This is a genomic window from Corallococcus silvisoli (assembly GCF_009909145.1).
Classification (GTDB): Bacteria; Myxococcota; Myxococcia; order Myxococcales; family Myxococcaceae; genus Corallococcus; species Corallococcus silvisoli.
Map to the genome: position 1 here is coordinate 86929 of NZ_JAAAPJ010000010.1, position 18513 is coordinate 105441.

General features: G+C 71.4%; 14 protein-coding genes. 8 read left to right on the plus strand and 6 right to left on the minus strand.

Annotated elements, in window-relative coordinates:
• Window positions 1-398: 398 nt before the first annotated feature.
• On the minus strand, window positions 399-1427 hold the full coding sequence (locus GTY96_RS20775) for a histone deacetylase family protein (protein ID WP_186001848.1): 1029 nt from the start codon (window positions 1425-1427) through the stop codon (window positions 399-401).
• Between the two features lie 105 nt (window positions 1428-1532).
• On the opposite strand from GTY96_RS20775, the gene GTY96_RS20780 reads away from it, so the two are divergent.
• The 6 genes from GTY96_RS20780 to GTY96_RS20805 all read left to right on the plus strand — a co-directional run bounded on the left by GTY96_RS20780 (window position 1533) and on the right by GTY96_RS20805 (window position 8901).
• Window positions 1533-3596 (plus strand): methyl-accepting chemotaxis protein, encoded by a 2064-nt coding sequence (locus GTY96_RS20780; protein ID WP_143900371.1) that lies wholly within the window; start codon window positions 1533-1535, stop codon window positions 3594-3596.
• Window positions 3597-3620: 24 nt separating this feature from the next.
• A complete protein-coding gene (locus tag GTY96_RS20785; RefSeq protein WP_161665583.1) occupies window positions 3621-4916 on the plus strand; it encodes an MFS transporter in 1296 nt (431 codons plus the stop codon).
• Window positions 4917-5069: 153 nt separating this feature from the next.
• A complete protein-coding gene (gene tatB, locus GTY96_RS20790; protein ID WP_143900367.1) occupies window positions 5070-5561 on the plus strand; it encodes a Sec-independent protein translocase protein TatB in 492 nt (163 codons plus the stop codon).
• A 38-nt stretch (window positions 5562-5599) separates the two neighbouring features.
• Window positions 5600-6805, plus strand: a complete 1206-nt coding sequence (tatC, locus tag GTY96_RS20795) for a twin-arginine translocase subunit TatC (RefSeq protein WP_143900365.1) — start codon at window positions 5600-5602, stop codon at window positions 6803-6805.
• A gap of 12 nt (window positions 6806-6817) precedes the next feature.
• Window positions 6818-7909 carry a potassium channel family protein gene (locus tag GTY96_RS20800; RefSeq protein ID WP_143900363.1) on the plus strand — a complete coding sequence of 364 codons (1092 nt, stop codon included), beginning with the start codon at window positions 6818-6820 and terminating at the stop codon, window positions 7907-7909.
• A 71-nt stretch (window positions 7910-7980) separates the two neighbouring features.
• Window positions 7981-8901: an MBL fold metallo-hydrolase gene (locus tag GTY96_RS20805; RefSeq protein ID WP_143900362.1), complete on the plus strand. Its 921-nt coding sequence runs from the start codon at window positions 7981-7983 to the stop codon at window positions 8899-8901.
• A 149-nt stretch (window positions 8902-9050) separates the two neighbouring features.
• Here the strand turns inward: GTY96_RS20805 and GTY96_RS20810 are convergent, their stop codons facing one another.
• The 4 genes from GTY96_RS20810 to GTY96_RS20825 form a co-directional block, all read right to left on the minus strand.
• Window positions 9051-10121 carry a hypothetical protein gene (locus tag GTY96_RS20810; RefSeq protein ID WP_161665584.1) on the minus strand — a complete coding sequence of 357 codons (1071 nt, stop codon included), beginning with the start codon at window positions 10119-10121 and terminating at the stop codon, window positions 9051-9053.
• Window positions 10122-10193: 72 nt separating this feature from the next.
• Window positions 10194-12707, minus strand: coding sequence for an amino acid kinase family protein (locus GTY96_RS20815; RefSeq protein WP_161665585.1), 2514 nt, complete (start codon window positions 12705-12707; stop codon window positions 10194-10196).
• The gene (locus GTY96_RS20820; protein WP_161665586.1) at window positions 12704-14044 is read right to left on the minus strand and encodes an alpha/beta fold hydrolase; all 1341 of its coding nucleotides are present in this window, start codon (window positions 14042-14044) and stop codon (window positions 12704-12706) included. The genes GTY96_RS20815 and GTY96_RS20820 overlap by 4 nt, the downstream gene beginning before the upstream one ends.
• 4 nt (window positions 14045-14048) lie before the next feature.
• The gene (locus GTY96_RS20825) at window positions 14049-15338 is read right to left on the minus strand and encodes an O-acetylhomoserine aminocarboxypropyltransferase/cysteine synthase family protein (protein ID WP_143900354.1); all 1290 of its coding nucleotides are present in this window, start codon (window positions 15336-15338) and stop codon (window positions 14049-14051) included.
• A 546-nt stretch (window positions 15339-15884) separates the two neighbouring features.
• On the opposite strand from GTY96_RS20825, the gene GTY96_RS20830 reads away from it, so the two are divergent.
• A complete protein-coding gene (locus GTY96_RS20830; RefSeq protein WP_161665587.1) occupies window positions 15885-16679 on the plus strand; it encodes an alpha/beta hydrolase family protein in 795 nt (264 codons plus the stop codon).
• 236 nt (window positions 16680-16915) lie between these two features.
• Here the strand turns inward: GTY96_RS20830 and GTY96_RS20835 are convergent, their stop codons facing one another.
• Window positions 16916-17542 carry a glutathione S-transferase family protein gene (locus tag GTY96_RS20835; protein ID WP_143900350.1) on the minus strand — a complete coding sequence of 209 codons (627 nt, stop codon included), beginning with the start codon at window positions 17540-17542 and terminating at the stop codon, window positions 16916-16918.
• A gap of 132 nt (window positions 17543-17674) precedes the next feature.
• Between GTY96_RS20835 and GTY96_RS20840 the strand changes: the two genes are divergently transcribed.
• The gene (locus GTY96_RS20840) at window positions 17675-18511 is read left to right on the plus strand and encodes a class I SAM-dependent methyltransferase (RefSeq protein ID WP_161665588.1); all 837 of its coding nucleotides are present in this window, start codon (window positions 17675-17677) and stop codon (window positions 18509-18511) included.
• The last annotated feature ends 2 nt before the right edge of the window (window positions 18512-18513 follow it).

The window sequence follows — 18513 nt, forward strand, 5'->3', positions numbered from 1 at the left end:
TTGGCGAGTCTTTGGCTCCGCGTGCCGAGTGTGCCGGGAGACGGTGCCGGCGTGGCGCACGCGGAAAGGAAGAGGAGGAGTGCGATGCAAGCGCGGAAGCGCACGGCGATGTCCTCGCGGAAGGGAGGGCTTCATCCCTACGCGCCTGGAGTCTATCAGCGCGCGCGGGCGTTCAGACGAACCGGGTTTCCTGGATGGGGGCACGCAACCATCGAAATGACGGTGCGCTGCACCCCCTGAGCCCTGACAGCCAGAGAGCGGCGGTCAACGTCCTGGGCCGTCCACTCGCTTCGGCGTACGACATCCGTGCAACACGCGTCGAGGACGCCGCCAACCACTCGTGAGGACAGGAGTAGAACAGTCCGGAAGGCGGGACTCGAACCCAAAGCCGGGCCCGTTCAGCGCACGCTGGCCCAGTACGGCAACAGCGCCTGACGGCTCGCGGCCAGCGCGCGGCGCGCGTCCGCGTTGACGTCGCCAGAGGGGAAGCGGTCGTCGCGCCCCGCCAGCACTTCAATGCAAGCGTGCGCGGAGTTCGACAGGCCCTCCAGCGAGTAGCCTCCCTCCAGCACCAGCACCAGCTTGCCGTCGGACACCTCCTCCGCCAGCTCGCGCATGGCGGTGCACATCGCCGCGAAGCCGCGCTCGGTGACGTCCATGCCGCCAATCGGGTCGTCGCGGTGCGGGTCGAACCCCGCGGACACCAGCACCAGGTCGGGCCGGTACGCCTGCGCCACGGGCAGCAGCAGGTCCTCGAAGACCATGCCGTAGTCGGCGTCGGTGTTGCCGCCGGGCAGGCCGCAGTTGACGGTGAAGCCCTGGCCCTCGCCCCGGCCCACCTCCGGCGCCGCGCCGCTGCCCGGGTAGTAGGGGAACTGGTGCACGGACTGGTAGAGCACGTCGCGGCGCCCCCAGAAGGCCGCCTGGGTGCCGTTTCCGTGGTGGACGTCCCAGTCCAACACCAGCACGCGCTCGGCCCCGCGCCGCCGTCCGGCCTCCGCCGCGATGGCGACATTGTTGAAGAGGCAGAAGCCCATCGCCCGGTCCGGCTCCGCGTGGTGCCCGGGTGGCCGCACCAGCGCGAAGGCGTTCTTCGCCTGTCCCGCCATCACCGCCTCCACGGCCTGCACCGCCGCGCCCGCCGCCAGCCGCGCCGCGTCGATGCTGTCGGGGGACACGGCGGTGTCCTCGTCGATGCGCTCGACGCGGCCGCTCAGCTTCTGCAGGGCCTCCAGGTGCGCGGGCGTGTGCACCGACAGCAGCTCCGCGTCCGTGGCGGAGCGGGGCTGGGCCATCACCGTGCCCGCCACGGGGTTTCGTGACAGGACCTGGAGGATGCGCCGCAAGCGGGCGGGTGACTCCGGGTGGCCCTCGCCCGCGTCGTGCTGGAGGAAGAGCGGGTCGGTGAGGAGCAGCGTCGCGGTCATCCCCCAAACCTTACGCATCCTGGGGCCGGGAACCCAGCACCCGGGTTGGAAGGCACGGACCGTTCCTTGCCCTGGATGGGCCACCCTCCCTACAGTGGGCCGGCCTTGGCTCGTCGCCTCAAGAAACCCGGTCTCCGGGGCATCCTCCTGGGTTCGTTCGGCCTCGCGCTGGCCGTCATCCTGGGGACGCTCTATTTCGTCGTCCCCGCCCAGGTGGGCAACCACCTGCGGGAGCGCATGCTGCTCCATGCCCGGGGCAAGGCCCTGGAGGTGAAGAACCTGGTCGAGCGGCAGGCGGCCACCCATCCGGTCCCCACCTTGGAAGGGCTCTACCGGCTGGATGACGACTTCAACGTCGTGGCCGTGGTGGACGCCCAGGGCGTGCCCCGCGCCACCTTCCCCGCGTCGCCCCGCGGCTGGTTCGTGCAGGGCCTGGAGGACCGCCTCCGCCTGCGGCCCCTGCCGTCGCTGGATGGCATGGAGTTCCCCAACGGCGACCGCGCGGTGTCCGAACCCGTGACGCTCGCGGGCGGCGCGCCGGGCGAGGTCGTCGTGGTGGTGGATTCGTCCCGGCTGGACGGCGTGCTCCAGTCCCTGCGCCACACGGTGATGCTGGCCTTCGTCGTGGGGCTGGTGCTGTTCCTGCTGGTGGCGTTCCTCATCTCCCGCGCGTTCATCCTCCAGCCGCTGGACGCGATGATGTCCATGGCGCGCAAGCTGGCGGAGGCGGACCTCACCGGCCGCGCGGAGGTGCGCAACAGCAAGGACGAGCTGGGGCAGCTGGCGGAGGCGCTCAACCGCATGGCCCTGTCCTGGCGCGACACGCTGGGCCGCGTGCGCGGCGTGTCCGACGTGGTGGCGGGCGTCATCGAGCAGATCCACCGCACGGGCACCACCGTGTCCTCCGGCGCCGGCACCGTGCAGTCGCGCGTGGAGGAGACGTCCTCCTCCATGGTGGAGATGATGGCCAGCCTGCGCGGCATCGCGGAGAACGTGGAGGTCCTCTACCAGAGCGCGGAGGAGAGCAGCTCCTCCATCATGGAGATGGCCGCCACCAACGACGAGGTGGCGGAGAACGTCCAGGCCATGGCCGCCAGCGTGGAGGAGACCACCAGCGCCATCGAGGAGATGACCTACTCCATCAAGGAGGTGGCCAAGAACATCGAGGACCTGTCCGCCTCCACGGAGGACACCTCGTCCGCCATCAGCCAGATGGACGCCGCCATCGGCCAGGTCGACGCCAACGCCAACGAGACGGCCCGCCTGTCCGAGCAGGTCTTCGAGGACGCGCAGACCGGCGTGGAGGCCCTGCGCAAGACGCTCTCCGGCATCGACCGCATCAAGGACACCAGCCGCACCGCCGCGGGCGTCATCGACAGCCTGGGCCGGCGCATCAGCGAGATTGGCAACATCCTCAACGTCATTGACGACGTGGCGGAGCAGACGAACCTGCTGGCCCTCAACGCCGCCATCATCGCGGCCCAGGCGGGCGAGCACGGCAAGGGCTTCGCGGTGGTGGCCGAGGAGATCAAGGACCTGGCCGAGCGCACCGGCGCGTCCACCAAGGAGATCGCCGAGCTCATCCGCGGCGTGCAGGAGGAGAGCCGCAACGCCGTGGTGGTGATGAACCAGGGCGTCAAGAGCGTGGAGGAGGGCGTGCAACTGGGCCGCGAGGCGGAGGGCGCCCTGCGGAAGATCAACGACAGCACCCAGAAGTCCACGCAGATGGTGAAGGCCATCGCGCGGGCCACGGTGGAGCAGGCGCGCGGCAGCAAGCAGGTGACCGCGGCCATCCACCGCATCTCCGCCACGGTGCAGATGATCTCCCAGGCCTCCAACGAGCAGGCCCGGGGCGGCGAGCAGATCATGAAGAGCGCGGAGCGGATGAAGACGCTCACCCAGCACGTGCAGCGCTCCAGCCAGGAGCAGGCGCACGGCAGCAAGCAGATCACCCGCTCCATCGAGAGCATCAACGAGATGGTCACCCACCTGAACCGCGCCCAGAAGGAGCAGACCAAGGGCAGCGAGCAGGTGCTCAAGGCTGTGGAGACCATCAAGGGCGTCTCCGAGCACCAGACGCGCTCGGTGCGCCAGCTGGAAGAGGCCATCGACAACCTCACGCGCCAGGCGGAGATCCTCCGCGGCGAGGTGCGCCGCTTCCGCGTCTGACGCGCCGCCGTTCCCCAAGGGCCCATGTCCGAATCCGCCGCCGCCCCCCGTTCCGTGTCCGAGCGCGCCGTGGTGCTGCTCATCGGCGCGGTGCAGTTCGTCAACATCCTCGACTTCGTGATGGTGATGCCGCTGGGCCCGGACTTCGCGAAGGGGCTGGGCATCGAGTCCTCGCACATCGGCACCATTGGCGGCAGCTACACCGCCGCCGCGAGCGTGGCGGGGCTGGTGGGCGGCTACGTGCTGGACCGCTTCGACCGGCGCAAGGCGCTGGCGGTGTGCATGCTGGGGCTGGTGGCGGCCACCGCGGCGGGCGGGCTCGCGCTGGGGCTGTCCACGCTGCTCCTGGCGCGGGTGTGCGCGGGGCTCTTCGGCGGGCCGGCGACGGCGCTGTCGCTGTCCATCATCGCGGACCTCATCCCGGTGGAGCGCCGGGGCCGGGCGCTGGGCGCGGTGATGGCGTCCTTCTCCGTGGCCTCCGTCCTGGGCGTGCCGATGGCGCTGAAGGTGGCGGAGGTGGGCGGCTGGCGGCTGCCCTTCTTCGTGGTGGCGGCGCTGGGGCTGGTGGTGGTGGTGGCCGCGCTCCTGCTGCTGCCGCCGGTGCGCGGGCACCTGAAGCCGGGGGGGAGCGCGTCCCGGGCGCCAGGGGTGGGCGCGCTGCTGGGCCGCGCCGACGTGCGGCTGTCCTACTTGATGACGGCGCTGGTGATGATGAGCGGCTTCATCGTCATCCCCAACATCTCCGCGTACCTCCAGCAGAACCTGGGCTACCCGCGCGACCGGCTGTGGATCATCTACTTCGCGGGCGGCATCGTGAGCTTCGTCTCGCTGCGGCTGACGGGGCCGCTGGTGGACCGCTTCGGCTCCTTCCGGGTGGGCACGGTGGGCGTGGTGCTGGCCGCCGTCACCACCTACGTGGGCTTCGTGGCGTATCCCGCGTGGATGCCCATCCCGCTGCTCTTCATGGTCTTCATGCTGGCCATGGGGGTGCGCAACGTGGCGTACAACACCCTGACCTCGCGCGTGCCGGACAACCCGGTGCGCGCCCGCTTCATGTCGTTGCAGTCCGCGACCCAGCACATGGCCTCCGCGCTGGGCGCCTTCCTGTCCTCCCGCCTGCTGGTGGACCTGCCGGATGGGACGCTGGGCGGAATGGACACCATCGCGTGGGTGTCCATCGGGCTGGCGGCGGGGGTGCCTGTCATGCTGCGGGTGGTGGAGGGCCGGGTGCGCTCGCGCGAACAGGCCCGGGCCCTGGCGGTTCCCGCCCCCCAGGGGCTGGCCGCGCCCCTGTCGCCCCAGGCGAATCCGCAGGCCTGATGGGGCAATGTGCCCCAGGGGACACCGGCAGCCCGGCCGCCCGCCTCCCTGTCACGAGGCCAGACGAACGTTGGATGTCCGCTGACGGTTGCGCGGGCCTCGTGTGGGCGCGATAACCCGGAAACGTTCCCTCCAAGGGGAAGACGACGACCCATGTTCAACATCGGCGCAGGCGAAATGGTGTTCATTCTGGTGGCCGCGCTGATCGTGCTCGGCCCTCAGCGGCTGCCTGAGCTGGCGCGGGCCATCGGCAAGTTCATGCGCGAGTTCCGCAGGCAGACGGACGACGTGCGCAACGTGGTGGAGCGCGAGTTCTACGCCATGGACGAGGAGTTCAACCGCGAGCCCCCGCCGCGCCCGGGCACGCGCGTGCCGTCCCCGCCTCCGGAGCTGGCCGCGTCCTCCATCCCCGGCGCTGCCCCGGCCAACGTGCTCGCGGAGCCCGCGCCCGCGCTCACCGCGACGCTGGATCCCGCGCAGGTGCCCGCCCCCGACGCGGTGGCGGTCGCCGGGGAGACGCCCGCCGCCGCTGACGCTGTCGCGACGCCCGAGGCCGGTGGAGAGCCGCCCCTGGGGGTGGACGGTCTTCCGCAACTCGCCCCCATCCCGGGCACGGTGGCGCGCAACGCGCCGAAACGGAGCTGAGCCTGAACCGCCAAGGGGTTGACCTGACGGATTTGCGCATGAGCCTGACGGAGCACCTGACGGAGCTCCGGTCCCGGCTCGTGAAGTGTTCGCTCGCGGTGCTCGCGCTGGGCGCCGTGTCGCTCATCTTCGCCAAGCCCATCTTCGGCGTGTTGATGCGGCCGGTGCTGGACGCGCTGCCCCCGGAGGGGCGGTCGCTCGTCTACACATCCGGCATCGAAGAAATCAACGTGCTGATGAAGGTGGGCGTGTACTGCGGCATCTTCCTCACCACGCCCGTCATCCTCTGGCAGATCTGGGGCTTCGTGGCGCCGGGGCTGTACCCGGAGGAGCGCAAGTACGCGTCGCCCTTCGTCCTGCTGGGCTCCGTGGCGTTCATCGTGGGCTCGCTGTTCTGCTACTTCCTGGTGCTGCCCTCCATGTTCAAGTTCCTCCTCAGCGAGGAGGAGACCCTCGCCCTGGAGCAGCGCATGGACACCGGGCGCCTGGGTGCGGAGGACGCGCTGCGCTTCCTGCGCATTGGCGAGGTGGAGCGCGCGGGGCACCTGGCGAAGGAGACCAGCGCCGCGCTGACGGCCTCCGGTGAAGGCCAGGTGAAGGACCCGGAGGTGGCGTCCGCCCGGAGCGTGGAGTTGACCGCGCGCCTGAAGGGGCTGGGCGACCTGCTGGACGCGGCGGCGGACGGCCTGGGGACTCCCGCGCGCGGCGTGCTGCGCCAGGCGGTGGAGAAGCGGGTGGAGGCCGTGACGGCCTTCGGCAAGCAGGACTACGCCACGGCGGAGGCGGCGATGGACCAGTCCGCGAGCCTGCTGGCGGGCGTGGCGCCCACGCGCGCGGAGGAGATGGCGGGGCTGTGGCGGCTGGAGAAGGAGCTGGCCAAGGGGCACGCGGAGGCGGAGGCCGCGCGCTGGACGCGGCCCATGCTGACGATGAACGAGCAGCTGTCGCTGGTGCTGGTGCTCATCCTCGCCTTCGGCGTCATCTTTGAACTGCCGCTGGTGATGGCGCTCCTGGGCATCGTGGGGGTGGTGCAGTCGCGGTGGCTCTTCCGCTACCAGCGCCACGCCTTCGTGGTGTGCCTCATCGTGGCGGCGATCATCACGCCCACGGGCGACGTGGTGAACCTGTCGCTCATGGCCGGCCCCATGCTCCTCTGCTACGAGCTGGGCGTGTTGGCGGTGTGGCTCATCGAGAAGCGCCGGGCGAAGGCGGAAGCCTCCACGGACATCACCCCGGCGGCGTAGACTCCCGCGCGCATGAAGAGTCCCACGGCGCGGCTGATGGTGGACCTGCGGTACCTGCGCGCGCTGTCGCGGAGGTTCCGCAGCACGTTGCTGCTGGCGGTGGTCATCTTCGGGCTGGGGCCGATGCTGTACCACTGGCGCTACGTGGGGCCGGGCGGCGACGGCATCTCCTACGGAGAGGCGCTGCACCACGTCTACTTCCTGCTCTTCGGCCAGCCGTCGCTGCCGTACGTGAGCGACTGGCTGGTGGAGTCGCTGAACATCCTCATCCCGCCCATCAGCATCGCGCTGGTGGTGGATGGCGTGGTGCGCTTCGCCTACCTCTTCTTCGCCCGGCACAAGAACGACAAGGAGTGGGTCTCCGTGGTGTCTGAAACGATGAAGGGCCACGTCGTGGTGTGCGGGGCGGGGCGGGTGGGCTACCGCGTGGTGACGCAGCTGCGGGAGATGGGCAAGGACGTGGTGGTGGTGGAGAAGCGCGAGGACGCGACGTTCGTGTCGGCGCTGCGCGACGAGAACGTGCCCCTGCTCATCGACGACACGCGCAGCCCGCTGTGCCTGCCGCGCACGCACGTGAAGCGGGCGTCCGCCATCGTCTGCGCCACGGACGACGACCTGGCGAACCTGAACATCGCGCTGGACGCGCGGCGCCTCAACCCGGGCATCCGCGTGGTCATCCGCCTGTTCGACGACGACCTGGGCGCGAAGGTGCGCGACACGTTCAAGGCGGAGGCCCTGTCCAGCTCCTCGCTGGCCGCGCCCGCGATGGCGCTGGCGGCGTTGGACCCGCGCCTCATCCATTCGTTCCGCATTGGCAAGCACCTGATGGTGGTGTCGCTGTTCGTGGTGCGCGACGGGCTTTCGGGGATGAACGTGTCCCAGGTGCGAGACCGCTTCGGGGGGCTGGCGCTGTCGCTCATCCGGGGCGAGCAGGAGACGCTGCACCCCAACGGGGACGTGGTGCTCCAGGCGGGGGATCAGGTCACCCTCCAGGCCTCCTATCCGGAGTACTGCACCCTGCGCGAGTTCACCGGCGAGTCGGAGGCACCGGCGTACGCGGACCACGACAACTTCCTCATGCCGGGGTTCCGTCCCACGGCGTGAACGCGGGGGGAGGGCTTGCGAGCCCAGCAGGCGCCGGTTAGGCAGTGCGCGTCTTTTTCCGGAGGCTCGCGATGCGCCGTCCTGCTTTCGCCCTGGGTCTGCTGGCCGTGCTGGCCGTGGGCTGTGTGTCATCCCCGTCACGCCTGAAGGGGGCGCAGGTGACGCTGGCCTCGCACGCGGACGCGCGCGTGGGGACCTATGTGTCGTCGCCGTGGGGGTTCAGTACGGCGTCGTACTGGATTGAAGGGCCCACGGGGCTCATCCTGGTGGACACGCAGTTCCTGCCGTCCGCGGCGGAGGAGTTCGTCACCTGGGCGGAGGCGGTGACGGGCAAGAAGGCGGAGCTGGCCATCGTGCTGCACGCCAACCCGGACAAGTTCAACGGCACGGACGTGCTGCGCGCGCGTGGCATCCGCGTGGTGACGAGCGAGCAGGTGCGCGCGGCCATTCCGGCCATCCACGAGAAGCGCACGCGGGCCTTCGCCGCGCGGTACGCGCCGGACTACCCGGCGGTGTTGCCGTTGCCGGACAGCTTCGGGAGCCAGACGGCGGAGTTGAGCGCGGGCGGCGTGACGGTGAAGGCGCATGTGGTGGGCGCGGGGTGCAGCGAGGCGCACGTGGTGGTGGAGTTCGACGGGCACGTGTTTCCCGGCGACCTGGTGGCGAACGACGCGCACAGCTGGCTGGAGATGGGCCGGACGGATGCGTGGCTCCAGCGGCTGGAGGAGCTGACGGCGCTGCGCCCGAAGTGGGTGCATCCAGGGCGGGGACCCTCCGGGGACGCGGGGCTGCTCACGCGTGAGCGGCAGTACCTGGAGCGCGTCATCGCGGAGGTCGCGGCGGAGCATCCGCGGGGGGCGTTCACCGACGCGGCGGCGGAGAACATCCGCTCGCGCATCGAGGCGGCCTTCCCGGGCTTGCGCTTCCCGGTGTTCCTGAACATCGGCCTGCCCGCGGAGTGGGAGCGGCAGGCGCGGGTGGTGGCCCCCTGAGTGTTCACCTCCGCTTGCGCTCGACAGCGTGGGGGGACGTGAACAGCGGGCTCGTCAGAAGATGCCGCATCGCTCCTCCAAGGGTGGAGGCGCGAGCCCCAGGAAACAGGTGCGTCGATGCCGACAGGTCGGACAGCGGATGGTGGATATCAGGCGGGAGTGCGGCGCTCGTTCGCGGTGGGTTCGGAGGTGGCGTGGGTCGCGTGGGGTGAGGGGGCGGGGCTGGCGCGGTGGGTGGGGACCTGTCCTCGACCGCTGAAGGAAGGGGACGCGGTGACGCTGGAGGACGGAACGCACGTGACGGTGGTCCGGCAGGTGCCGCCCCGGCAGCTGCGGTTGCGGCTGGCGCGCGAGGACTGGCCTCGGGCGCGGACCGTGCAGCTTCGCTTGCTGCCGTCGGTGCATGGCGTGACCGTGGCGCTGCATGCGGAGGGCTTGCAGGACGTGGGGACCCGCGATGAGACGCTGGCGCGATGGACGCATGCGCTGGAGAGCTGGGATGCGTTTTCCGGCAGGCGTGTGGAGGTGAGCCCGGCCGGTGATGCGCCGACGCGCGAGCCTCCTGGCCGGGCGGGTGCACAAAAGCCTCCCGCACTGGAGAAGGGCCTTGCGGAAAGGGGAGCCCGCGCGCTGGCGACACCCCCGCCCACCCGTGGCGTGAAGAAGGCCACGGCGACGAGGAAGTCACCGTCCTCACAGGTGGCTCGTGGCGCGAAGAAGGTGGCAACGACGAAGCAGGGCGGTGGGGCGAAGAAGTCCGCTCCCGCGCGGGGTTCGGGCGGCGCGAGGAAGGTGGCGTCGACGAAGCCACTCGGTGCCGCGAAGAAGTCCGCTCCCGCGCGGGGTTCGGGCGGCGCGAGGAAGGTGGCGTCGACGAAGAAGTCCGCTCCCGTGCGGGGATCGGGCGGCGCGAAGAGGGCGGCGTCGACGAAGCCGCGCGGTGCCGCGAAGAAGTCCGCTCCCGCGCGGGGTTCGGGCGGAGCGAAGAGGGCGGCGCCGACGAAGCCGCGCGGTGCCACGAAGAAGGCCGCTCCCGCGCGGAGATCGGGTGGCGCGAAGAGGGTGGCGTCGACGAAGAAGTCCGCTTCCGTGCGGGGATCGGGCGGCGTGAAGAGGGCGGCGTCGACGAAGCCGCGCGGCGCCGCGAAGAGGTCCGCTTCCGTGCGGGGTGTGGGTGCCGCGAAGAAATCCGCTCCCGCGCGTAGCGCGAGGAATGGCACTCGCGCGAAGTAGGACAGCGAGGCCCGGAGTCAGAGGGACTCCGGGCCGAAGGTGGGGGACGCCCCTCGCCGTCACCGTCCGCGCAGGCCCTGGGCAATCTTCAGGATGTCCGCGAGCACACCCGCCGCCGTGACGGGTCCTCCGGCGCCCGCGCCCTGCACCAGCAGCGGGTAGTCCGCGTAGCGCTCCGTGGAGAAGGCCACGAACGCCTCCGACCCGCGCAGCCGCGTCGCCGGGTGCTCCTTCGACACGGCCACGGGCCCCACACGCAGCACCGGCCCCTCCTTCACCGCCGGGTCGATGCGCGCCAGGTAGCGTAGCACCTTGCCCTCCGCGCGCAGGCCCTCGATGCGCGCGGTGAACGTCCGGTCCAGCTTCTCCAGCCCGGTGAGGAAGCGCTCCACGTCCGCCTCCTCCAGGTATTCGTGCGGCACGAAGGGCTCCACCTCCACGTCCTCCATCGACAGGTCCAGCCCCTGCTCGCGCGCGAGGATGAGCGCCTTCCTCGCCGCGTCCGTGCCCGCCAGGTCCTCGCGGGGATGGGGCTCCGTGAAGCCCTTCTCCCGCGCGGTCCGCACCGCCTTCGACAGCGGAACTCCGTCCATCAACTGCTGGCTCAAATAGCCGAGCGTCCCGGAGAACGAACCCTCCACCCCGTGCACCCGATCCCCCGTGCGCACCAGGTCCTTCAACGTCTGGATGACCGGCAGGCCCGCGCCCACCGTCGTCTCGTAGTGGTACGCGCGGTGGTTGAGGTGCGCGGTGCTCCGCAGCCGCTCCCACACCTCGCGCGGCTGCGTCAGCGGCTTCTTGTTCGCCGCCACCACGTGGATGCCGCTGCGGAACGCCTCCAGGTACAGCGTCTCCATGCCCTCCGCCGCGGTGCAGTCCACCAACACCGGCACCGGCAGCCGGCGCAGCGGCTCCAGCAGGGCCTCCACCACGGACGGGGACGCGCCCTCCGGCACGGACTCGATGCGCTCGCGCCACTGATTCAGCGGAATCCCCTCTGGCGAGAAGAGCACCCGCCGGCTGTCCGCGAGCCCCACCAGGTTGATCTGGATGCCATGGTCCTGCGCGAGCGTCTGCTGCAACGTGCGCAGCTGCTCCAGCAGCTGACTGCCCACCACCCCGTGGCCCAGCACCAGCACGCTCACCTCTTCGTGGGCGAAGTGGAAGGCCGCATGCACCGTGCGCACCGTCAGCGCTGTCTCCGCCCCGTCCACGATGAACGAGATGGACCGCGCGCTCGCCGTCTGCGCGATGGCGCGCACATTGATCCCCAGCGCCCCCAGCGGCTGGAACAACCGCCCGGCCACGTTGGCCCCCTGGCCCATCGCCTCCGCCACCAGGGCCACCTGCGTCACCGGCGCGCGCAGCTGGGGCGGCTGCAACGCGCCTCGCTCCAGCTCCGGCGCCAGCTCCCGCCGAAGCACCTCCTCCGCGCGGGCCGCGTGCACCCGGCGCAACACCACCGCCACCGAGCGCCCCGGCGGCGACTGCGCCGCCATCCACGCGTCGATGCCCGCCGCCTCCAGCGCCTGCAGTGCTCGCGGTCCCACCGGCCGGGCCGCCTCCTCGGTGCCACCCTCCAGGCCCAGCAGCGCCAGGTCCTCCAGCGACACCACGCACGTCGGCACGCCGCCATCGCCCACGCCGTGCAGGTCGATGAGCGTCCCGGGTTCGTCGGGCTGTTGCAGGTGCCGCACGCGAAGCGGGATGTCCGCGTCGCGCAGCGTGGACAGCGCGCGCGGGTGCAGCGTGGGCAGGCCCAGGTACACCAGCTCCAGCGCCTCCGTGTAGCTCAGGTGGGGCACCGGCCGCGCATCCGCCACATGGAGCGGATCCGCCGTCATCACGCCGGGCACGTCCGTCCACAGCGTGAGCGGCGTGCCCAGCAGCACGGACAGCACCGCCGCCGTCTCGTCCGCGCCGTCCGCTCCCAGCGTCGTGGAGCGCCCATCGAGCGACACGCCCCGTCCCCCCGCGTGCAGCGTCAGCCTTCCCTCCCAAGCAGGCCGCAGCGTCGCGACGCGGGCGCGGGTGTGCTCGCGGTTCACGCGGGCGTGCCCGGGCTCACCCTCCGTCACCGTCCAGTCCGCGGCGTCCACCTCCAGCGACGGCACGCCGCGCGATCCCAGCAGCCGCGCGAGCAGCGCCGACGTCAGCCGCTCGCCCGCGCCGCGCACCACGTCCTCCAGCGCGGGCCTCCGCTCGCGCACCAGGCTGGCGCCATCCAGCGCGCGCCGCGCGGGCTCCAGCAGCGCCGCCAGCGTCCGCGTGCCGTCCGCCTCCACGGACGTGGAGCCCGGGGGCGCGCCCAGCCGCCGCTCGGCGTCCTCCAACATCAACAGGCCCCGCGCGAGCAGCCCATCCAGCTCCTGCCGCGCCAGCGTGGAGTTGCCCTTCAACGCGATGGACAGCGCGGCCTCCAACCCCACGGAGAGCCACGGTGGCGAGGACACGATGGCGGCGCGCGTGGTGCCCGCGTCGCGGCGGGACAGGTGCGTGGCCACGGACGCGAGGCCTTGGGCGGTGTCGAGGAGGAGGGGCGCGTAGCGGGTGATGCTGACAGGTGCGGTCATGACGTCTTCCGGGCGCGGACGCCGGCAGGAGAGGAGATGCGGGCGTCGCGGCCCACGCCCGGAGGCAGGGCGAGGGCGCGCAGCAGCAGGGGCGCGAGCGCGTCCCATTCGATGAGGAAGCCGTCGTGGCCATGCACGCTGCACAGGGCCGCGTATTCGGCGTGGAGCCCCTGCGCGCGCAGGCGCCGGGACAGGGCCTTCATGTGTTCAGGAGGGAAGAGCGCGTCCCGGTCGATGCCGATGCTCAGCGTGCTCGCCCGGATGCGGTCCACGCCGGGGCCGCCCCGGGGCGTCGGGACGCGCGTGAGGTCGTGGTGGTCCATGGCGCCCAGCAGCGTCAGATAGGCGCGGGCATCGAAGCGCGCCTCCAGCTTCGCGCCCTGGTGCTCCAGGTAGCTCTCCACCGGGTACAGCGCGCGCGAGGACCACGCCTGGGGCCGGGGTTGCAGTGCGTCCAGGCCCGCCTCCGCGCGGTAGGTGAGCGTCGCCAGCTGGCGGGCCAGCTCCAGTCCGCGCCGGGGGGACTCGGGATACTCGGGGTCGAGCAGGATGGCCTGCCGGGCCACGTGGTTCCAGCCCACCACCCACGCGGACGCGGCCTCCGCCGTCGCGATGGGCACCATGCGCTGGAAGCGCTCCGGCGCCAGCGCCGCCAGGCACAGCACCACCATGCCGCCCAGCGACCCGCCGGTGACGAGCGCCACCTCCTCCACGCCCAGCGCATCCAGCGCGGCGAGGATGGAGCGGGCCTGGTCCCACGGCGTCACCGTGGCGGGCAGGCTCCGCTCATCCAGGCGCAGGTCGCCCTTGGCCAGCACCGGCGCCGGGCCGAAGCGCGTGTCATCGGTGCGCAGCGGGAAGCCTTCGTCCGCGGGGCCCGCGGTGCCGTAGCAGGAGCCCAGGTTGTTGAAGCACAGCAGCCGCACGCGCGAAGGGTCCAACGGCCGGCCCGGCCCGATGACGGGCGCCCACCAGCCGCCTTCCCCTCCGGCGTTCATGTCCCCGGTGAGCGCGTGCACGAGCAGCACCGTGGGCGCCGCCGCGTCCGGTGCGCGGCGGGGACCGGCGCGGCGCGCGTGGGTGGCCGCGTCGCGCAGCTCGGAGGCGGTCCGGCGCACCACGCGCAGCCGGCCTTCGCGCGTGGCCTCCTCGGAGTGCACGAGGGCGCGGGACTGCAACCACGCGAGGTCCTCCGGGGGCCCCCACCACCAGCCGCGCACCAGGTGGGGCGCCACGCGGGCGCCGGCCTCCAGCGGCAGGTCCGGCAGTGACAGGTCGAAGACGCGCGGGGTCTCCGCGCGCGGGGGAATGTCCACGGTGGGCCTCACGGGTCGCATGGCATCAGGCCGCGTTCAGGGCCTGGTCCAGGTCGGCCAGGATGTCGTCCAGGTGCTCCAGGCCCACGGACAGGCGCACCAGGTCGTCGGTGACGCCCGTGCTGGCGCGCTCCTCCGGGGTGAGCTGTTCGTGCGTGGTGGACGCGGGGTGGATGATGAGCGAGCGCGTGTCGCCGATGTTCGCGAGCAGGCTCCACAGCTTCACGCCGTCAATCACCTTGCGCCCCGCGGACAGGCCGCCCTTCACGCCGAAGGTGACGAGCCCGCCGAAGCCGCCCTTCAAATACTTCTTCGCGTTGATGAAGGCGGGGTCGCTCTCCAGGCCCGGGTAGCGCACCCACTCCACCTTCTTGTGGTGCTGGAGCCACTTCGCCACCGCGAGCGCGTTCTGCGAGTGCCGCTCCAGCCGCAGCCGCAGCGTCTCCAGGCCCAGGATGAACGCGTGCGCGTTGAAGGGGCTGAGCGCCGGGCCCAGGTCGCGCAGGCCCTCCAGCCGGGCCTTGAGGATGAAGGCCGCGGGGCCGAAGGCCTCCCGCAGGCGCAGGCCGTGGTAGCCGGGGTTGGGCTCCGTCAGCTCGGGGAACTTGCCGTTCTCCCAGGGGAAGGTCCCGCCGTCCACGATGACGCCGCCAATGGAGGTGCCGTGGCCGCCGATGTACTTCGTCGCGCTGTGCAGCACGATGTTCGCGCCGTGCCGCAGCGGATTGAAGAGGGCGGGGGACAGCGCGGTGTTGTCCACGAAGAGGGGCACGCCCGCGTCGCGCGCCACGGCGCCAATGGCGTCGAAGTCCGGCACGTCCAGGCGCGGGTTGCCCAGCGACTCCAGGTAGAGCGCCTTGGTCTTCGGGCCGATGGCGGCGCGGAACGCCTCCGGGTTGCCCGCGTCCACGAAGCGCGTGGTGATGCCCAGGCGGGGGAGCGTCACCTTGAAGAGGTTGTAGGTGCCGCCGTAGAGGCTGGCGCCGGAGACGATCTCGTCCCCGGACTTGAGGATGTTGAGGATGCCCAGCGTCTGCGCGGCCTGTCCGGACGCGACGGCGAGCGCGCCCACGCCGCCCTCGAGCGCGGCGATGCGCTTCTCGAAGACGTCCGTCGTGGGGTTCATGATGCGGGTGTAGATGTTGCCGAACTCCTTGAGGCCGAAGAGCGCGGCGGCGTGGTCCGCGTCGCGGAAGCGGTAGCTGGTCGTCTGGTAGATGGGCACCGCGCGGGACCCGGTGGTGGGGTCGGGCGAATAGCCGGCGTGCAGCGCGAGCGTGTCGAAGTGCAGCGGACGGTCGTTGGGCGTGCTCATGGCAAGGGACTCCTGTTCGCGTCGCTCCTGCGGAGCGCGCGTGAAGTGAGGGCGGACGGGGGGTGGGACGTCAGGGCACTGCGGGCGGCGGGGAGGACTTCAGGTCACGGTGGGCGCTGCGACGCTCCTCGGCAGGGGTGCGAGAGCGGAGGCCCGGAACGACGAAGCCCACCGACCCTCGCGGGTGGGTGGGCTCCAGTTGGCTCGCCAGGGGCAGGCTGTGCGTCAGCCGGCCGCGGCGGGCTTGGGCCCACCCGGAACAGGCATCGAACACATGCACATGGCGGAGGTGACGAACATTCTGCGAGAAGAAGTAGCGGCGATGGAGTGAGCTGTCAAGCCACCCCCCGGAACACCCCGCGCGTGTCGCGGACCTGTGACATCGCGTCTGTCCGCCTTCTCAAGATGAAGCCCTCCCTCCGCGCGGCCCTCCTCCTCCTGCCGGCCTCACTCCTCCTCGGCGCGTGCTCCAAGCCCGCTCCGTCGACGCCCGTGAATCTTCGAAAGACCTTTCAGACGCAGTTGAAGGTGGATCCCCCGGGGCGCATGCCCGCGCCCACACCGCCGAAGGCGCTCCTCGAGCTCGTGCGCTATCCGGCGCCGCTGGGCGCGAACGCGGCGTACATCACGCCGGTGCGCGGAGGCGGCCGGCGGCCGGCGGTGGTGTGGATCCACGGTGGAATGGATTGGGGGCTCGACGCCTTCGCGTGGGCGCCCGCGCCCCGCCAGAATGATCAGAGCGCGCGAGCGTTTCGTGAAGCAGGGCTGGTGTTGATGCTGCCCTCGCTGCGCGGGTCGGACGACAACCCAGGCGCGCGCGAGTACTTCCTGGGTGAGGTGGATGACGTGGTCGCCGCGATCGACTTCGTGGCCCAGCGTCCGGACGTGGACCCCGCGCGCGTCTACGTGGCGGGTCACAGCACGGGGGGCACGGTGGCGTTGATGGCGGCGGTGCTGTCGCCCCGGCTGAAGGGCGCCTACGTGTTCGGTCCCGTGGGGGATGTCTCCGAATACGCCCCGTATTTCCCGCTGCTGGCGCGGGCCCGGGGAACGGAGCTGTGGCTGCGCAACCCGGTGAGCTACGTGGAGCACCTGCGCGTGCCCACGCAGGTCATCGAGGGCGCGGACCATGGCAACATGGATGCGTTCGAACCGCTGCGCGTGGCGGCGAAGAGCGCGCCGCTGTCCTTCCTCCCCGTGCCTGGGGCCACGCACTTCAGCGTGCTCGCGCCCGTGACGGAGCTGCTGGCGCGCAAGCTGGCGGAGGCGCCCGCGGAGGCGCCCGCGGTCCACCTCACGGACGCGGAGGTCCGTGAAGCCGTGAGCGCGCGGGCGGAGTGAGAGCAGCCTGGGGCGCGCGCGTTCGCGCCCCAGGTGTCTCGCGTCAGCCGGGCGTGGCGTTCCGCCTTCGGCTCACGCGAGGACTCGCGAGCTTGGGCCGCACGTGGGCGCGGGGCGTGACGTACCGGCTGTCGCGCCCGCGAGCTTGGGCTGCTCGTGGGCGCGGGGCGTGACGCACCGGCTGTCGCGCCCGCGAGCTTGGGCTGCACGTGAGCGCGGGGCGTGACGTTCCGCCTTCAGCTCACGTGAGCGTTCGCGGGGTAGGGCGGCACCGGCTCGTGCAAGCCCGGCTGCGCCTTCACGCGCTCCAGCCACGCGACGACCGCTGGATACGCCGCGAGGTCCACGCCCGCGTCCGGCGTGAGATGCGTGTACGCGTACAGGCAGAGGTCCGCGACGGTGTAGCGCTCATCCACCAGGAACGCGCGCGTGCCCAGGTGTCTCTCCAGCGCGGACAGCGCGCGCACTCCTGCCTCCTGCCGCAGCCGGAACGCCTCCGGGTTCCGCCGGTCGCGGCCCGTGAGCCGCCAGTAGCGCGCGGTGCCCAGGTTGGGCTCCACCGCGTTCTGCTCGAAGAACATCCACTGGTGCACCTGCGCCCGCGCGAAGCGGTCCTCGGGAAGCAGGTGAGTGCCCTCCGCCAGGAACAGCAGGATGGCGTTCGACTCCGCGATGAACCGCCCCGGCTCTGGTTCCAACACGGGGATGCGGCCGTCCGGGTTCTTGTTCGCTTCGAAGTCCGGCGTGTGGCTCTCGCCCGCGAAGATGTCCACCGGTACCAGTTCGTACGCCAGCCCCAGCTGCCCCAGCAGGGTGCGGATCTTGTAGCCGTTCGCGGAGGGAAGAAAGTCGTAGAGGCGCATCGGGGAGTTCCTGAGAGGAAGAAGTCGCGAGCCACCGTAGTTTGCCCGGCAACCCCGCCGCGCTCCGCTTCTTGCGCCTGAATCGCGTGGACTCATTGATTATCGACAGCTCATTCCAGGAGAGGGCCTGACATGACCGAGCGCTACGTCCCGAACCTCACGGGCATCCCCGAGACGATGCTCTGGACGCTGCACAACCGCGCGGGGGAGGCGAAGCGGCCGGACGGTATCCTCCAGGACGCGGAAGGGGTGCGCATCTACGACGCCATCCAGTACGACTTCGTGCGCTCGTTCGGCCGGGCGGAGGCGTCACATGCGGTGCGCGCGGTGGAGACGGATCGCATCCTGCGCCGCTGGCTGGCCGCGCACCCGGAGGGCTTCGTCGTGTCGCTGGGAGAAGGGCTGGAGACGCAGGCCCGGCGGTTGGACAACGGACGGCTGCGCTGGCTGAGCGTGGACCTGCCGGAGGCGGTGGCCATCCGCGAGCGCTTCCTCCCTCCCTCGGAGCGGTTCCGCCACTTCCCCGCGAGCGCGCTGGACCGCTCGTGGATGGACGCGGTGGACGCGTCCCCTGGCGTGTTCATCGTCGCGCAGGGGCTGTTCATGTACTTCGAGGAAGAGGAGGTCCGGCGGCTGCTCGTGGACATCGCGGAGCGCTTCCCGGGCGCGGAGCTGCTCTTCGACACCATCCCCCGGTGGTTCTCCCGCAAGACGCTCACGGGGCTGAATCGGACGCCGACCTATCGGGTGCCGCCCATGCCGTGGGGCATCAACGCGAATGAGGTCGAGGCGACGTTGAAGCGCTGGCACCCGCGCGTGGAACACGTGACCCGTGTTCCCTTCATGTTCCCGCGCGGGTTCGAACGCGTCGTCTACAACGCCATCAACTTCGTGCCCTGGCTGAGGCACAAGACACCGGGGATCATCCACGTGCGGCTGTCGGCCGCCCCGGTGCCTTCCCGAGCCTGAAG

Coding starts and splice junctions, on each gene's coding strand:
- GTY96_RS20820 (WP_161665586.1), bottom strand. CDS start 14,044: ATGCGACCCGTGAGGCCCACCGTGGACATTCCCCCGCGCGCGGAGACC.
- GTY96_RS20835 (WP_143900350.1), bottom strand. CDS start 17,542: ATGCGCCTCTACGACTTTCTTCCCTCCGCGAACGGCTACAAGATCCGC.
- GTY96_RS20830 (WP_161665587.1), top strand. CDS start 15,885: ATGCCCGCGCCCACACCGCCGAAGGCGCTCCTCGAGCTCGTGCGCTAT.
- tatC (WP_143900365.1), top strand. CDS start 5,600: ATGAGCCTGACGGAGCACCTGACGGAGCTCCGGTCCCGGCTCGTGAAG.
- GTY96_RS20775 (WP_186001848.1), bottom strand. CDS start 1,427: ATGACCGCGACGCTGCTCCTCACCGACCCGCTCTTCCTCCAGCACGAC.
- GTY96_RS20815 (WP_161665585.1), bottom strand. CDS start 12,707: ATGACCGCACCTGTCAGCATCACCCGCTACGCGCCCCTCCTCCTCGAC.
- GTY96_RS20800 (WP_143900363.1), top strand. CDS start 6,818: ATGAAGAGTCCCACGGCGCGGCTGATGGTGGACCTGCGGTACCTGCGC.
- GTY96_RS20805 (WP_143900362.1), top strand. CDS start 7,981: ATGCGCCGTCCTGCTTTCGCCCTGGGTCTGCTGGCCGTGCTGGCCGTG.
- GTY96_RS20785 (WP_161665583.1), top strand. CDS start 3,621: ATGTCCGAATCCGCCGCCGCCCCCCGTTCCGTGTCCGAGCGCGCCGTG.
- tatB (WP_143900367.1), top strand. CDS start 5,070: ATGTTCAACATCGGCGCAGGCGAAATGGTGTTCATTCTGGTGGCCGCG.
- GTY96_RS20840 (WP_161665588.1), top strand. CDS start 17,675: ATGACCGAGCGCTACGTCCCGAACCTCACGGGCATCCCCGAGACGATG.
- GTY96_RS20825 (WP_143900354.1), bottom strand. CDS start 15,338: ATGAGCACGCCCAACGACCGTCCGCTGCACTTCGACACGCTCGCGCTG.